Raw genomic sequence first — 13,419 nt, 5'->3', positions numbered from 1 at the left:
ACTAATCACTGTCAACTGGCGTCGTGCGTCGCTGCGCTTCCCTGGCGTCACCTCCACAGCCCTGCGCTGTTCCGCTGAGTGGGATAGATGTTCAACTCTATCACCCCTTACAAGACATTATAGCTCAGAATGTCTTGCGGTGCATCAGTTGTTCTCGATTGCGCCGTCGGGGAGAATCTGGTGGCCCTCTTCGGTCAGCGCCAGCGCGGCTCTCGTCATATCCTGCTCTTTTATCAGCAGGTAATCGGTGTTGTAGGTTGCCAGGGCAAAGATGCTGACGCCTGCGTCGGCAAGCGGTCTGGCGAGCGAGGCCAGCACGCCGGTAAAGCTGAAGTTCATCGGTCCTTCTATCTTGAGGCAGTGCCACGCTTTCTCAGCCAGGACATCATCAGGCACGTCGTCCTGGGGACACACGATGGAGACCTCCTCCGGCGTGCGCGTGATGGAGTAGAAGCTGCCCTTCGTGGCCCAGGTCGGAATACCAGCCTGCTGCTCCAGCCGACACACGGCAAAGGTTTCTGGCAAGATCGAGAGTGTCAGTTTCCATTCAGCCATCGCGTTTCCTTTCAGAGAGGGTGGTGCTCGGTGAGCATGCTGTATCTGTTCATCTGCCCGTAGCATATCATGTCCGTTCTGGACCTGGGAACTCAGGAACCAGTTTGAGCGTCCTTCTTTCTAAAGGAGGTGGTATCTATGCGCCTAAAAGGATTCAGGTTTCTCGCTCTGCTGGCGCTGGCGCTGTTCGCGCTGGCTGCCTGCCGCGCCCCTGCTCAGACGGGAGCAGGAAATACGGGCGTGACAACCAGCGAGCAAACGGGGACGGCTACTGCAACTGCCACGCCAGAAGGCAAGCCAGCGCCCGGCGCAGTTACGCTCGTCCTCAACAAGTCGTCGTATGGGCCAGGCGAAACCATTGAAGTTACCATTAAGAATGGGTTGAAGACCGAAATCTTTGCCGCCGACCATCGGACAAGCTGCACGCTGGTGCAACTGCAACGTCTGGAGAGCGGAACGTGGCACTCTGAGGGATTTTGTAAGCTCGAAACCGCGACCCGCTTTGTCGCACTCGCTCCCGGCTCCTCGACGCTTCAGGCGCTGGCTGCTGGCAAGGGTCTGAACGCCACTGGCCCCTGGCCTGCTGGAACCTATCGCGTTGCTTTCATGTATCAGGCGGGAAGCGATGAAGCGCCTGCTTCACAGGGGCTGGTGTACTCAGCAAACTTTGTGATCCGTTGAGTTGAGCGGGCTGCGCTGCCAGATGAGCGCCTGACGGAGACGAAGCGCGGTATGGATGGTTGCAGAGCGCAGGTCGGCTTGCTCGGCCAGCGCCCGCACTTCGGCGGGGGTATAGGCGCGCCGAATAGAGGCGAGGCCGTCGTGGCGGGTAACGCGATTGCGTATCAGCGTGTGCATCAGCAGCCAGCCCCCCACGTAGAGTGGGCGGTTCCGCTGGAGATCGGTCACGATGATCGCGCGCCGGGCGACACGCGCCAGTTCCCTCAGCACTGCGACGGCCTCGTCGGGAGAAAAATGGTGCAGCGCCCCCTGGCACAGAACCAGATCGAACGACTGATCGGCATAGGTAAGCGCCAGGGCGTTTTGCTGCTCTATGTGTATTTCGGGAAAGCTGGCGCAGTTGGCGCGCGCCACTGCCAGCACCTGCTCGCTGAGATCGCTGGCGGTAATCTGCGCCTCTCGCCCCTGGCGGCGCGCCCAGCGCGCGAGCGCGATAGGGACATTGGCCGCGCCGGTCCCAACGTCCAGCACCGAAAAGGCGCGCAACTGGCGCTGCGCTACAATATGGGCGACATCTTGTACCGCCAGGTGTGTCCAGCCGAGCAGGGAGCCGATACGGCTGAGGTCGCGCAGGCTCTGCTCCAGCAGCCGATCATCAACTCCGGGGGCATCGAGCAGTTCTTCGGCGCTGCTGTCGCGTTCGCGCAGGTTCATACGGCTTATCCCCTTATCGATCAGGCTCGCCCGCGCCTCTTCCCAGCGCCAGCGCCGCCATTTGCCCTAACAACATTGGCATATCCGGGGGCGTCTGGTCGCCGCTGAGTTCGCGGTAGATCGAAGCAACGGTGACAGCGATGCGCTCGCCATCCGACCAGGACGCATACCGATCCAGGGAAATAGCTCTGGCGGCCTCGAAGGCAGGCATCCCCGCTTCATAGCGCGCGCGTGCTTCGCCAAAGACGTATTCGAGATAGCCCTTTACTTCAGTGACTCCCTGTTTATCGGTGATCGGTCCGTGACCAGGCACGATGGTTTCCACGTCCAGCGAAAGGATCAGGTCGCAGGCGTTGATCCAGTTGCTGATGGGTCCGGCCCACATGATCGGATGCCCGCCGATAAATAAAATGTCGCCGGTGAAGATCGTCCGGTCAGTGGGGATGTAGGCCATCGTGTCGCCGCGCGTGTGGGCCGGGCCGACTTCCATCAGGCGCACTTCTTTGTCGCCGACCTTCAGGTTCAGGCTGCCCTCAAAGGTGGTGGTCGGCGGTGTCAGGGTGATGCCCTCGAAATCGAACGCGCCAAAGCTGTGGGTGAGGAACTCGCCAAGCTGCCCAAGCTGCGGGGCCATCTTCAGCAGCATGGCAAACTGCTCGGGGGGGACATCGAGCATCTCTTTCGCGGCGCGCGCTGAGGCGATAATCTGCGCGCTGCCGACCAGTTGATTGCCATAGCAATGATCGCCGTTGGCATGGGTGTTCACCACCATGTCAAGCGAGGCCGCCGCCGGGACCGCCTGGCGCATGGTGTCCAGCATCGCTTGCGTGAGCTTCAGGTCGTAGAGGGTGTCAATCAGCAGCGAAGCCTCGCCATCGGTGACAAGTCCGGCGTTGCTCCAGCCCCAGGAGCCATCTGGTTGCAGATAGGCATAAACCGAATTGCCCAGGTCGTGCAAGCCTTTCGTATAGGCCCAGTTCCCCATGCTCCGCCTTCTTTCTTCTTTCGTAAAGTGTTTCGTTGAAAATCGCTTTGATTATACTGCGACGACGATGAACCAGCCTATTCCTAAGAGCAGACAGGTTGACGCGACCAGATAGAAGTAGGTTTGGCGCGTCTGGATGGGCTTCTGCGGCCCGAAGAAGCGGATCATTGTTCCTATAGCCAGCAGGGCGATGACCAGTAGAACGATCATCATCCAGGGCTGGGCAGGAACAATGCCCAATACGGTCAAAGTCTCCATAAGCGCCACAGCCGCCAGGATCAGCAACGGGCAGCACATGAATGACCCTTTCACCCCCAGCACCACTGCCAGTGTTTTTGCGCCTCCGGCTATGTCGCTCTCCACATCAGGGAGGGAGTTTGCCAGATTCAGCGCAACACCCACCAGAAAACCAGCCGGAACTAACCAGAAGCTTGCCGGGGGGATGCGGTTGACGCCCGCCAGGACGTAGAGAGGGATGAGGGAGATCATCAGGGCCAGGACAATTCCGCTCCAGGGGGTTGATTTGAGTCCGAGGTTATATGCCTGCCCCAGCGCCAGGTAAGCCAGCGAGATCAACAAAGCCAGCGGGTTGAGGAACAGCAAGAGTCCCACCATGAGGGCGATCATGAAAAGTCCTACGACGAGCGCCTCGCGGGGCGTGACCAATCCACGCACAATGGGCTTGCCTGGTTTGCTGAGCGCGTCTAAGCGACGGTCACAGTAGTCATTGAGCATGGCAATGGACAATTGCATGGCCGCGTGCGCGGCAATCACCAGAAGGATGATATTCCAGACCAGATGGGGCCATAGGGCGAAGACTGCAAACGCGGCAACAGCGATGATGTGAAGGGCAACTGGTCCTGGGTGAGAGAGGAGAAAAAAGCCGGATGCGATCTGACCAAAGCTGCGTTTTTTGACCATTCCAGTGTCCTCCTGTCAATTACCACCCGGTTATGGAGCGTTGGAAGTGCGGCTATGCTCCCTTTTTCTGAGAACGCCCAGCCTGGAGGTGATCTGTATCTAGCCAGTGTATTGTATTCTATACTAATGGATGTGCATGGGAACCACGTGTGTGCTAGAATAGCTGCAACCAAGCAGAAGATAGATTCGACGGGCATGGACGAAGGCGGGCATTCTTGCTGCGCCTCGTGTCGTCCTTGTGGGAATCAAAAAAAAGTGTAGCGAGCGAGGAAAAAAGTATTTTGGAAGGGTTTTTGGGAGGAATATAGATGACAGCCGCCCCCGTTCGACGAGTCGTTATCACCGGTCTTGGTGTTGTCGCCCCCAATGGTATTGGGAAAACTGCCTTCTGGGAAGCCTGCGTTGCTGGTCGCTCAGGTATTGGTCCGATCACCCGGTTCGACGCCAGCGCATTGCCTGTTCGGATCGCTGGCGAGGCGCAAGACTTCGATCCTGAACCACTCGGCCTGACCGCCGAAGAGTGTTGCTCCCTGGATCGCAATACCCAGTTTTCGATTGCCGCTGCCAATCTCGCGTTATGCGATGCGGGCCTCACCACCTCCTTACCTGAGGACGAGCGCGCTCGGATGGGTGTGTATATGGGTACGGCGATGGCTTGCAACGAAGAGACGGAAAGGGTCTGGAGACAGCTCAGCGATAACGGCACGCAGCCGCTGCATGAGGTGTGCGAGGTCTTCATGTCGCGCACCTTGATCCTGACCCACGCGCCCGCTGCCGCCATTGCTGCCCATCATCAACTGTACGGACCGTGTACGGTGCTTTCGACCGGTTGTTCTGCGGGCGCAGATGCCATTGGGCAGGCGTTCTGGACGATTCAGGAGGGACGCGCCGACCGTATGCTGGCAGGTGGCAGCGATTCTGGCCTGTGCTATGGGAGCTTCAACGGGTTTAGCATCATCGGGGCGATGAGTACACGCAACGACGACCCTGAGCGAGCCTCGCGCCCCTATGACGGGGGCCGCGATGGGTTCGTGATGGCCGAGGGCGCTGGAGTGCTGCTGCTGGAAGAACGAGAACTGGCGCTGGCGCGTGGCGCGCGTATCTATGCTGAGCTGATTACCTTCGCCTCGAACAGCAACGCCTATCATATGACCGCCTTGCCTGAAGATGGCATGCCGCTTCAGACCCTGTTGAGGCAGATTCTCGATGAAGCGGCCATCACCCCTGAGCAGCTTGGCTATATCAATTCACATGGGAGTTCGACTGTTGCCAACGAGAGCGCGGAGACTGCCGCCTATAAGGCTGTTTTCGGCGAGCAGGCATATCGTATCCCAATTAGTTCTACCAAATCAATGATCGGCCATACGCAAGGGGCGGCCAGCGCCATTGAAACCATTGTCACGGCGCTGGCGCTGCACGAACATATCCTGCCGCCAACGATCAACCAGGAACAGCCGGACCCGGCCTGCGACCTCGATTATATCCCCAATACCGCGCGCCCCAGCACTATTCAGGTCGCGCTTACGCACTCCAGCGGCTTTGGCGGGGTGAATACGGCGCTCCTCCTTGCCGCGCCGGAGTGGGGTGATCGGCGCCTTGCTGGAGTCCACTAGCTGACTTGCATTCTCTCCCCAAAGGAACACAGGCATGACACATCAGTCAACGCGGCGGGTCGTCATCACCGGCCTGGGAGTAATCGCTCCTAATGGCCTGGGAAAAGAGGCGTTCTGGCAGGCGACGCAGAGGGGCGCTTCTGGCATCAAGCCTATTCGGCGTTTTCCGGTCGCTGATCTTCCGATTCAGGTAGCTGGAGAGGTTGACAATTTTGTCGTTGAAGCGGTGATTGACCGGAGGTTGGCAAAGCGCACTGATCGCGTGACCCATCTTGCTCTCGCCGCCATGCAAGAGGCGCTGACTGATGCCCGGCTGGCGCTGGAACAAGAATCCCCCCATCGGGTCGGGGCGGTCATTGCCTGCACATGGGGGGGCGCAGAGTTTGTTTTCAGGGAGATTACCGCTGCCTACACGCGCGGACCGCGCGCGATGAGCGCGTATACGGCGATTGCCTGGCTTCAGGTGGCGAACGTGGGCCAGGCGTCCATTCGCTACGGCATTCAGGGCTACTGTAAAACGCCGGTGAACGATACGGTTGGCGGCCTGGATGCGCTGGGCATGGCTGCCAGCGCCATTCGGCGCGGCGCGGCGGATGTGCTTATTACCGGCGGATGCGAAGCCTTGCTCCACCCGTTCATTTTTCTGGCGCTGGCTCGTAAGGGCTATTGTGTGACGAAAGCCGATCCGCACGCCTACCGCCCCTTTGACCGCCGCGCGGCTGGTCTGGTATTGGCAGAGGGGGCTGGCATGTGCATCCTGGAGGAATATGAGCATGCGCGGCAGCGCGGAGCGCCGATCTATGGGGAAATTGTTGGCTATGGGCAAACCAATGACGCGCATGGGCTGGTCTCGCCTTCAGCGAACGGCGCGCAGTATGCGCGGGCCATGCGCCAGGCTATGCAAGAGGGAGACATCGCTCCCAACGAGATCGGCTATGTGAGCCTGGACGGGCGAGCCGTTCCCCTGTCCGATCAGGGGGAAGCGGAAGCACTTCGGCTGGCCTTTGGCGCGGCTCTTGACGGTCTTCCTGTCAGTGTGCCGCGCACGATGATCGGCCACAGCTACGCGGCGGCGGGCGCGCTGGATGCGATTACAGCCTTGCTGGCGCTTGAGCATGGCCTTATCCCACCAACGATCAATTGTGAGGAGTTGGACCCCGCCTATGGCCTCGATCTGGTGCGCGACGAAGCGCGCCCGTTCGCTCAGCCGGTGGTTCTGCTTGGTGGGCGCGGCGTCGGCGGCGCGAATATGGCGGTAGCCCTCAGAAGGGTGTGATTTGCAGCGGCCTTCCAGGCGGCGCTGCAAGTGGGATAGGAGCGCGCATGACGCTTGATTTCGATGTTGCCATTGTTGGCGCGGGGCCAGCAGGTTCAGCCGCCGCCATCATGCTGGCGCGGCAGGGCTATCATGTCGGGCTGATTGATAAAGCGATCTTTCCGCGCGACAAAGCCTGCGCCGAGTACATGAGTCCGGCGATTGAAGGCGTTCTCAAGCGCCTGGGTGTGCTGGAGCAGGTGCAGGCTAGGCAACCGGCTCATCTGCGCGGCTTCGACATCTACTCCCCGGCGGGCCGCGCGTTCCGAGCCGACTTCGCGGGCGTCACCAGACCTGACGGTAAGCCCTATTATGAATATGGGCTGGCCTTGCCGCGCTCTATTTTCGATCACCTGCTGATTGAGCGGGCGCGAAGCCAGGGCGTTGAGGCGCTTGAAGGGACGCGCCTTCAGGACTTTCAGATAAAGCGTGTCAGCCCCAGGGAGATCAGCGTCAGTCTCGCTGTGCAAAAGACGCAGCCCGCGAGTGGTTCACGTGAACCGCTCGCCAGTGTTTCACGTGAAACATCAGCGAACGCTTCCTGTAAAGCATCGGATGGTCCTTCGACTAGCCCTGCCGCTGGCGTCGAGAGCAAAGCGACGGCAGCCACGACCCTGCGGGCGCGGCTGCTGGTGGCCGCCGACGGTGTGCATTCGCTGATTGCCCGGCGGCTGGGCGTGCAGCAATCTTCCGCGCGCCAGCGCAAGATCGCGCTGGTCACACACATGCGCGGCATTCGTGATCTGGGGCTGTACGGCGAAATGCACGTTGGGCGCGGGTGCTATGTGGGCCTGGCCCCGCTGGAGCCGCCAGCAGTTGGCGACCTCTGCAACGTGGCGATTGTGGTTGATGAAAGCGAAGCGCCGCGCCTGGCCGGGCATGTTGACGCTTTCTTCGATGAGGCGCTCCAGGGGTTCCCGGCGCTCGCCTCCAGGCTGGATGAGGCGCGGCGCACAAAGGGTATTCTGACGGTGAGCCGATTGGCCGTCAGCGCCCAGCGTCTCTCTACTGATGGAGTGATGCTGGTTGGCGATGCGACGGGCTTTTACGATCCCTTCACCGGCGAAGGCATGTATCGCGCGCTGCGCGGCGCTGAACTGCTGGCCGGAGTCGCGGGCGCGGCGCTGGCGGCTGGCGATTGCTCGGCGGAGCGCCTGCGCGCCTATGATCGGCTGCATCGGCGCGAGTTTGCGGGCAAGCGCCTCGTTGAACACATCGTTCAGGAGTTGATCGCTCGCCCCTGGCTGTGCGAGCATGTCATGGAGCGGTTTGCCCGCCGCAAACACCTGGCCGACACGATGATGGGCGTGACCGGCGATTTTTTGCCGCCGTCCAGGGTGCTTTCGCCCTTCTATGTGGCGCGGCTGCTGATTTAAGAAAGTATTTGAATAGCCTTTAGGAGGACTGAGCATGCAGAACCCCATCACGACCATTGACCTGGGACACAGTAGTTCACCAGACGCCGTGCCGACGCCCTGGGAGGAGACCCGTCGCGTGCTGGAAACCGCTGAGATATATTGGCTGGCGACAGTACGCGCCGATGGACGACCGCACGTCACGCCCGTCAAACCCGCCTGGGTCGATGGAACCCTTTACGTCTCAACAGGGAGCATCGCCCAGAAGCTGAAGAACCTGCGGGGGAACCCGCATGTGGTGCTGACGACTGGCTGCAACCACCTGGAACCCGGACTCGACATCGTGGTCGAAGGGGATGTCGTCCCACTCACCGACGTGGCCGTGAGCGAACGCCTCTACCAGACGTGGGCCATCCAGTGGGGCGAGGGCTGGCCCATCTTGCTGCGCGATGGGGTCTTCTATGATAAAAACAGTGGGGAAACGCTTCTGGTGTTCTCGGTCACGCTCACCAAGATCTTCGCCTACGCCAGGGGCGACCAGTGGAGCCAAACCCGCTACCAGTTCTGACCCTGCTCCCACCCTCCCCGCGCGCCCTTGCTCGGATGTGGCGGTTTCTAAGGAAGTGGTTGGGAATGGGTTCGCCTTCTGCATTCCCAACCACGCTTCCTAGAGGGGTACGGCGGTGCGCCGGGCAATGCGGGCCAGCAGCCACTGGCCCACAGCGCGCACGCGCTGCCAACGGCTCGCCAGCCGAGGGCTGCCTGGCCCGGCGCTGACACGCCGCGCCTGCTCCCCCAGACGGTCACGCTGCTCCCGCTCCAAGAGTTCGCGCTGGTGGGTTCTGGCGACCGACAAAGCATTTCTGGGATCCTCAAACAACATGGTCCTGCTCCTCCTTCAAGCTGAAGCGGGTTCACCCGGTCAACCTTCGGTCACGGGGCTGCCCTGCCCTGAAGCGCCCTCCCCGCCGGGGGAGGGAAGAGCGGCGCTGCGGCAGGCGCGCCCCACCTCATCTTGGTCCTGCCAGCGGCGCTGGGCCGGGGCTTCACTCCTCCCAGGGGCGCGGAGCGTCGAGGAACGCTCCCGGCAGGTTAGCTGTAAGGCGGTCACGACTCGCTTGCAGCGCCGTCCTGATACGAGTGTGCCTGAAAAAGCGCCCAGGGACCAGGAACAGTTTTTGACATTTGCTGGACTTTTCTTTGACTTCTGGAGTTCCACCACCTATCGGGGGTTGCCACTTGTAGCGCCGCCATCTTGGCGGCTGGACGCTGGCCTGCTGGTGTGTTGGCCCGCAGGGCGAACGCTCGCCCTGGCGCAGCGGTGGCCGCCTGGAAGGCGGCGCTACAGGTACCATGCCTCGCTTGCCAACACCTCATTTTTGCTAGAACCGACTTCTGGCAGCAGATTGTCATTTTTGCTCTGCTCTGTTACACTGAGAGCAAGGCGCCTCTCTTGGGTTTAGGAGTTGAAATGAAAGGCGGCACAGGCCGCGCGTTTCGAGCAAGGAGGGGGCATCTATGAAGCACGCTGAGAAGTTCGTTCCGAATGAACGCCTGCGCCACGCGCGCGACCTCAAAGGCTGGTCCCAGGCTGAGTTGGCCGAGCAGATCGGCAGCAGCTTCGAGATGGTGAGCCGCTGGGAGCGCGGGATCGCCGTTCCCGGCCCCTACTATCGGAAGCGTTTATGCGCGGTTCTAGACCAGAGCGCCGAGGAACTCGGGTTGCTGCGCAGCCGCCCGGACGGAGCGACACCGCTCCCTGCGCCAGTGGGTGGCTTCGTGGAGTCATCCGCAGCGGCCACGCGGGCGCCTGCTGACGCGCCACTTCTCCCCGCGCCCCCAAAGAAACGCCAGCGGAGGCGTGTTACTCGCCGCACCGCCGGACTGCTCATCGGACTGGCGGTGCTGGTCATCGCGGGCGGTCTCCTGGGCGGGGCCAGCCTGCTCGGTGTCTTCCGCCAGCCTCTGCCCAGCGTGGTGCGGGGCGGCACCTGGATTGAGACCCTGCTGCATGAACCGTCGCTCATTCCCACTGGAAACAGCAACGATGGTCCTGAGCTGGATAGCGCCTTATACCTGCCGCTCTTCTCTAGCGACGCGCAGGGCGTGCTGCATCCTGCGGCGGCGCGCGAGGTACCCACGCTACAGAATGGGGGCATCAGCGCCGATGCGACCATCTGGACGTTCCGCCTGCGGCCTGGCCTGGTGTGGTCAGACGGCCAGCCCTACGATGCCCGCGATGTTGATTTCTCCTGGCGGCTCTGGCAGAACCCGGCGTTCGGCCACACCTTAGCCGACATACCAATATGGAGCGTGATCACCTCGGCGCAGGTCTCGGCAGACTATCTCTCGATCACCTTCCACCTCCAGCACGCGTATGTGCCGTTCCTCGCGTTGTGGGTCTGGGGTACGATAGCTCCCCTGCCCGCGCACTATTTCAGCCAGATGGCCCCCAAGGACATCTTCAATTCGCCCCCGCAAGTCGTGAGCGGCCCCTTCAGGCTGGCGGAGAGCAAGCCAAGCGATCACTACACGCTGGTGCGCAACCCGCGCTACTACCGCGCCCGCGAAGGACTACCCTACCTGGACCGGGTGATCTTCCGCATCGCCGATGCAGCCACCAGCCTGCGGGGCCTGCAAGCGGGTGCCATCACCGCGACCTGGGTGGATGTACCTCAGATTCCGGACTACCAGCGCCTGACCAGCTATACGCTGGTCGCCGCTCCCACTGATAACACTTACGAGGCGATATACTTCAACTTCCACAATGTCGTGCTCAGTAGCCACCTTGAAGTGCGCCAGGCGATGGCCATGGCGATTGATCACCAGGCGCTGATTCAGCAGGCAATGCATGGCTTCGCTCACACGTTGTGTACCGACCATCCGTCGGCAACCCATCCGGGCTATGAACCAGGGGCGGACTGTCCGCAGTTTAATCCAGAGGCGGCCAGGAAACTGCTGGAGGACAACGGCTGGCTCCCCGGACCAGATGGAGTGCGGGCCAAAGACGGGCAGCGCCTGGAATTCGAGTACTCGACCGCCGTCTCCCTGGTCACTTTTCGCCCCGATAGCCAGGCGATCATCCAACGCAATCTCAGGGAGATTGGCATCCAGCTTGATATTGAGAATTATGACCCTGGGACGTTCTTTGGCACCATCATGTCTGCGGGGGAAGCCTCGCCACCCAGCGGCGCCATCGCGGGCCGGTTCGACATCGGCGAGTTTGCCGATGGCTATGGCCCAGATCCAGATAACCCCATATTGGCCTGCGATCAGATTCCGCCCAAGGGGGAGAATTTTACCTTTTATTGCAATCCGGCCATTGATGCCCTCTATCAACAGGAGCTGGCGACGGCAGACCCAGGGGCGCGGCAGCAGATCTTTCATCAACTGCACGAGATCTACCTGAGCGAACTCCGGTTCATTGTCCTCTTTGGCTTTTCCGCCGTGTTTGTCGTGCGCAAGGGAGCGCACGGCTTTCAGCCTACTCCATTTGAAGGACCAACCGTCACCATCGCCGAGTGGTGGTGCGACCAGGGGACGTGTTAGGCGAGGCGGCGAGCCAGATGGCCCGCTGCAAACACACACCTGGCCGACACGATGATGGGCGTGACCGGCGATTTTCTGCCGCCGTCCAGGGTGCTTTCGCCCTTCTATGTGGCGCGGCTGCTGATTTAAGGGGCAGCGTGCGTGGAGTGCGCCATACCCTGCCCGCGCCAGCACGGAGGCTGGCGGTACACGCGGCTGCGCCTGGCCTGCGCCAGCCGCGTGTACCGCCGCCGTCCCTGGCGGCGCATCGTTGACCTGAGCGAACGTTCGCTCCAGGGGATAACGTTCGCTCAGGCGCAGCGGTGGCCGCCGAGACGGCGGCGGTACAAGTAAAGCGCCTAGCGCCAGCGCCGCTCTTTCCACTTCAGCGCGACAGCGACACCTGCTCCAAAGACGAGAATGATGGCCGCCAGGGCAAGCCAGGCCAGCAGAATACGCTGCATGGCGTCGCTCTGGGAATAGGTGGAGAAAAGCGTGCCATGATAGGTGTAGTCATTTCCAAGTAAGAGATCACCGCCTAATTTGTCTCCATGCAAGCCCAGCGACGAGCCGAGACCGGCCATCGTCCAGCGCGTGGGAAAGAAGAGCGCCAGTACGGTTGTGACTCCATCCCTCAAGGGAATCTCGACGCCGGCGAAGATGATCTGCGGAATGAGGATGAACGGGAGCAAGTTATTGGACGTATCTTCGTTGGGAGCGAGCGCCGAAACCAATAAGCCCACCATCATGCCTGCCAGGGCTGAGAGCGCCAGGGTGATATAGGTTTCGAGCAGTACAGGGAGGAAGACGCCCTGATGCAGCGGCTCAAAGGCGTTGACGATCAGGATCAACGCGGCGCTTTGGAAGAGGGCTATGATGCCGAGCGTGACGACCTTGGAGAACACATAGGGGCCAATCCCAAGGTTCACGGTGCGCTCACGCCGATAAATTGGCCCTTCCTTCACGATCTCGCGCACGGCATTCAGCACTCCGATCAATACCGCAACGAAGGTTGTCAGGAACAAGGCTCTTTGCGCGTTGATGCCCTGACCAGGGATGATAAAATCCTGAAGCGCCTGGTCTGGGCTGCCTTTCGCTTGCGCGTATTGGACCCCCTGGGGGTCTGTCTTGAGAAAGGTCGCAATCCGGTCGCAAGAAATCGAGCCGTTCTGATTCGCAAGGCCAATCGGACCAGCGGCGGTGAAGATTTGCGGTTGGCAGAGGACTATATTGTTTGGCTCAAAGACGCCAGGGCCGATCTCAAAGCGCACCAGCAGCATCAGGAACAACGCAATGAGCGGGGCCTGCGCCAGCATCAAAAAGAGTGCGAGCCGGTTATTTTTGAGCAGTTCCAGATAACGCTGGGAGAGGAGCCAGAATTGCTTTAACCGCTTGCCGGACCTGGACCGTTTGATTACTCTGGTGGTGGGTGGCCTGGTTTCGACGGAGGTTGCTCGCTCTTCGAGCGGCGCGATGTAGGCTTGATAGTTGCTGGAGTGCTTAAAGCGATCTTCGGCCTCTTCAGGGATGTTTGGCTGCTCATCACTTGCCGTCAGGCTGCTGTAAATCTCGGCGAACTCCGTCTTCCCAAAATAGGTTCGGGCCTCTTCCGGCGAGCCGAAGTAAGCGAGGCGTCCTCCCTGCGCCAGAAAGCACACATAGTCACACACATTGATGTTGTTGGTCGCATGCGTCACCAGCACAATCGTATGCCCCTTGTCCGCCAGCTTGCGCAAGAGCACCATCATCTTG

General features: G+C 60.9%; 14 protein-coding genes. 7 read left to right on the top strand and 7 right to left on the bottom strand.

Annotation, left to right across the window (positions count from 1 at the left end):
- Window positions 1-144 precede the first annotated feature (144 nt).
- The gene (locus VH599_11805) at window positions 145-555 is read right to left on the bottom strand and encodes an ACT domain-containing protein (protein ID HEY7348986.1); all 411 of its coding nucleotides are present in this window, start codon (window positions 553-555) and stop codon (window positions 145-147) included.
- A gap of 138 nt (window positions 556-693) precedes the next feature.
- Between VH599_11805 and VH599_11800 the strand changes: the two genes are divergently transcribed.
- Window positions 694-1,236, top strand: coding sequence for a hypothetical protein (locus VH599_11800; GenBank protein ID HEY7348985.1), 543 nt, complete (start codon window positions 694-696; stop codon window positions 1,234-1,236).
- Here the strand turns inward: VH599_11800 and VH599_11795 are convergent.
- The 3 genes from VH599_11795 to VH599_11785 are packed head-to-tail and all read right to left on the bottom strand — an operon-like array spanning window position 1,213 to window position 3,856.
- Window positions 1,213-1,950, bottom strand: coding sequence for a methyltransferase domain-containing protein (locus VH599_11795; GenBank protein HEY7348984.1), 738 nt, complete (start codon window positions 1,948-1,950; stop codon window positions 1,213-1,215). The genes VH599_11800 and VH599_11795 overlap by 24 nt on opposite strands.
- A 13-nt stretch (window positions 1,951-1,963) precedes the next feature.
- Window positions 1,964-2,935 (bottom strand): MBL fold metallo-hydrolase, encoded by a 972-nt coding sequence (locus tag VH599_11790; protein HEY7348983.1) that lies wholly within the window; start codon window positions 2,933-2,935, stop codon window positions 1,964-1,966.
- 51 nt (window positions 2,936-2,986) lie between these two features.
- Window positions 2,987-3,856 carry a UbiA family prenyltransferase gene (locus VH599_11785; GenBank protein HEY7348982.1) on the bottom strand — a complete coding sequence of 290 codons (870 nt, stop codon included), beginning with the start codon at window positions 3,854-3,856 and terminating at the stop codon, window positions 2,987-2,989.
- A gap of 308 nt (window positions 3,857-4,164) precedes the next feature.
- Between VH599_11785 and VH599_11780 the strand changes: the two genes are divergently transcribed.
- From VH599_11780 to VH599_11765, 4 genes are read left to right on the top strand one after another with little or no spacing between them, the layout of a single operon-like run.
- The gene (locus VH599_11780; GenBank protein HEY7348981.1) at window positions 4,165-5,469 is read left to right on the top strand and encodes a beta-ketoacyl-[acyl-carrier-protein] synthase family protein; all 1,305 of its coding nucleotides are present in this window, start codon (window positions 4,165-4,167) and stop codon (window positions 5,467-5,469) included.
- A gap of 34 nt (window positions 5,470-5,503) precedes the next feature.
- Window positions 5,504-6,745 (top strand): beta-ketoacyl-[acyl-carrier-protein] synthase family protein, encoded by a 1,242-nt coding sequence (locus VH599_11775; GenBank protein ID HEY7348980.1) that lies wholly within the window; start codon window positions 5,504-5,506, stop codon window positions 6,743-6,745.
- A 47-nt stretch (window positions 6,746-6,792) separates the two neighbouring features.
- Complete coding sequence (locus VH599_11770) at window positions 6,793-8,160, top strand: FAD-dependent monooxygenase (protein ID HEY7348979.1); 1,368 nt, start codon at window positions 6,793-6,795, stop codon at window positions 8,158-8,160.
- Between the two features lie 34 nt (window positions 8,161-8,194).
- Window positions 8,195-8,707: a pyridoxamine 5'-phosphate oxidase family protein gene (locus tag VH599_11765; GenBank protein HEY7348978.1), complete on the top strand. Its 513-nt coding sequence runs from the start codon at window positions 8,195-8,197 to the stop codon at window positions 8,705-8,707.
- A gap of 99 nt (window positions 8,708-8,806) precedes the next feature.
- On the opposite strand, the gene VH599_11760 is transcribed toward VH599_11765, so the two are convergent.
- Window positions 8,807-9,022 (bottom strand): hypothetical protein, encoded by a 216-nt coding sequence (locus VH599_11760; protein HEY7348977.1) that lies wholly within the window; start codon window positions 9,020-9,022, stop codon window positions 8,807-8,809.
- 163 nt (window positions 9,023-9,185) lie between these two features.
- Entirely contained in the window at window positions 9,186-9,494 is a 309-nt protein-coding gene (locus VH599_11755; protein ID HEY7348976.1) for a hypothetical protein, read from the bottom strand.
- 163 nt (window positions 9,495-9,657) lie between these two features.
- Between VH599_11755 and VH599_11750 the strand changes: the two genes are divergently transcribed.
- Window positions 9,658-11,688 carry an ABC transporter substrate-binding protein gene (locus VH599_11750; protein ID HEY7348975.1) on the top strand — a complete coding sequence of 677 codons (2,031 nt, stop codon included), beginning with the start codon at window positions 9,658-9,660 and terminating at the stop codon, window positions 11,686-11,688.
- A gap of 17 nt (window positions 11,689-11,705) precedes the next feature.
- Entirely contained in the window at window positions 11,706-11,942 is a 237-nt protein-coding gene (locus tag VH599_11745) for a hypothetical protein (protein HEY7348974.1), read from the top strand.
- An 84-nt stretch (window positions 11,943-12,026) separates the two neighbouring features.
- Here the strand turns inward: VH599_11745 and VH599_11740 are convergent.
- On the bottom strand, window positions 12,027-13,419 hold a 1,393-nt coding region (locus tag VH599_11740; GenBank protein ID HEY7348973.1), incomplete at its 5' end, for an ABC transporter permease.

This window comes from Ktedonobacterales bacterium, assembly GCA_036557285.1.
Classification (GTDB): domain Bacteria; phylum Chloroflexota; class Ktedonobacteria; order Ktedonobacterales; family DATBGS01; genus DATBHW01.
Note: the sequence above shows the minus strand (reverse complement) of the source record. Positions and strands in the feature narration are given on the sequence as shown.

What these genes read in the sequence shown, in the direction of transcription:
- VH599_11805 (HEY7348986.1), bottom strand. Translation starts at nt 555, where the DNA reads ATGGCTGAATGGAAACTGACACTCTCGATCTTGCCAGAAACCTTTGCC.
- VH599_11800 (HEY7348985.1), top strand. Translation starts at nt 694, where the DNA reads ATGCGCCTAAAAGGATTCAGGTTTCTCGCTCTGCTGGCGCTGGCGCTG.
- VH599_11795 (HEY7348984.1), bottom strand. Translation starts at nt 1,950, where the DNA reads ATGAACCTGCGCGAACGCGACAGCAGCGCCGAAGAACTGCTCGATGCC.
- VH599_11790 (HEY7348983.1), bottom strand. Translation starts at nt 2,935, where the DNA reads ATGGGGAACTGGGCCTATACGAAAGGCTTGCACGACCTGGGCAATTCG.
- VH599_11785 (HEY7348982.1), bottom strand. Translation starts at nt 3,856, where the DNA reads ATGGTCAAAAAACGCAGCTTTGGTCAGATCGCATCCGGCTTTTTTCTC.
- VH599_11780 (HEY7348981.1), top strand. Translation starts at nt 4,165, where the DNA reads ATGACAGCCGCCCCCGTTCGACGAGTCGTTATCACCGGTCTTGGTGTT.
- VH599_11775 (HEY7348980.1), top strand. Translation starts at nt 5,504, where the DNA reads ATGACACATCAGTCAACGCGGCGGGTCGTCATCACCGGCCTGGGAGTA.
- VH599_11770 (HEY7348979.1), top strand. Translation starts at nt 6,793, where the DNA reads ATGACGCTTGATTTCGATGTTGCCATTGTTGGCGCGGGGCCAGCAGGT.
- VH599_11765 (HEY7348978.1), top strand. Translation starts at nt 8,195, where the DNA reads ATGCAGAACCCCATCACGACCATTGACCTGGGACACAGTAGTTCACCA.
- VH599_11760 (HEY7348977.1), bottom strand. Translation starts at nt 9,022, where the DNA reads ATGTTGTTTGAGGATCCCAGAAATGCTTTGTCGGTCGCCAGAACCCAC.
- VH599_11755 (HEY7348976.1), bottom strand. Translation starts at nt 9,494, where the DNA reads ATGGTACCTGTAGCGCCGCCTTCCAGGCGGCCACCGCTGCGCCAGGGC.
- VH599_11750 (HEY7348975.1), top strand. Translation starts at nt 9,658, where the DNA reads ATGAAGCACGCTGAGAAGTTCGTTCCGAATGAACGCCTGCGCCACGCG.
- VH599_11745 (HEY7348974.1), top strand. Translation starts at nt 11,706, where the DNA reads ATGGCCCGCTGCAAACACACACCTGGCCGACACGATGATGGGCGTGAC.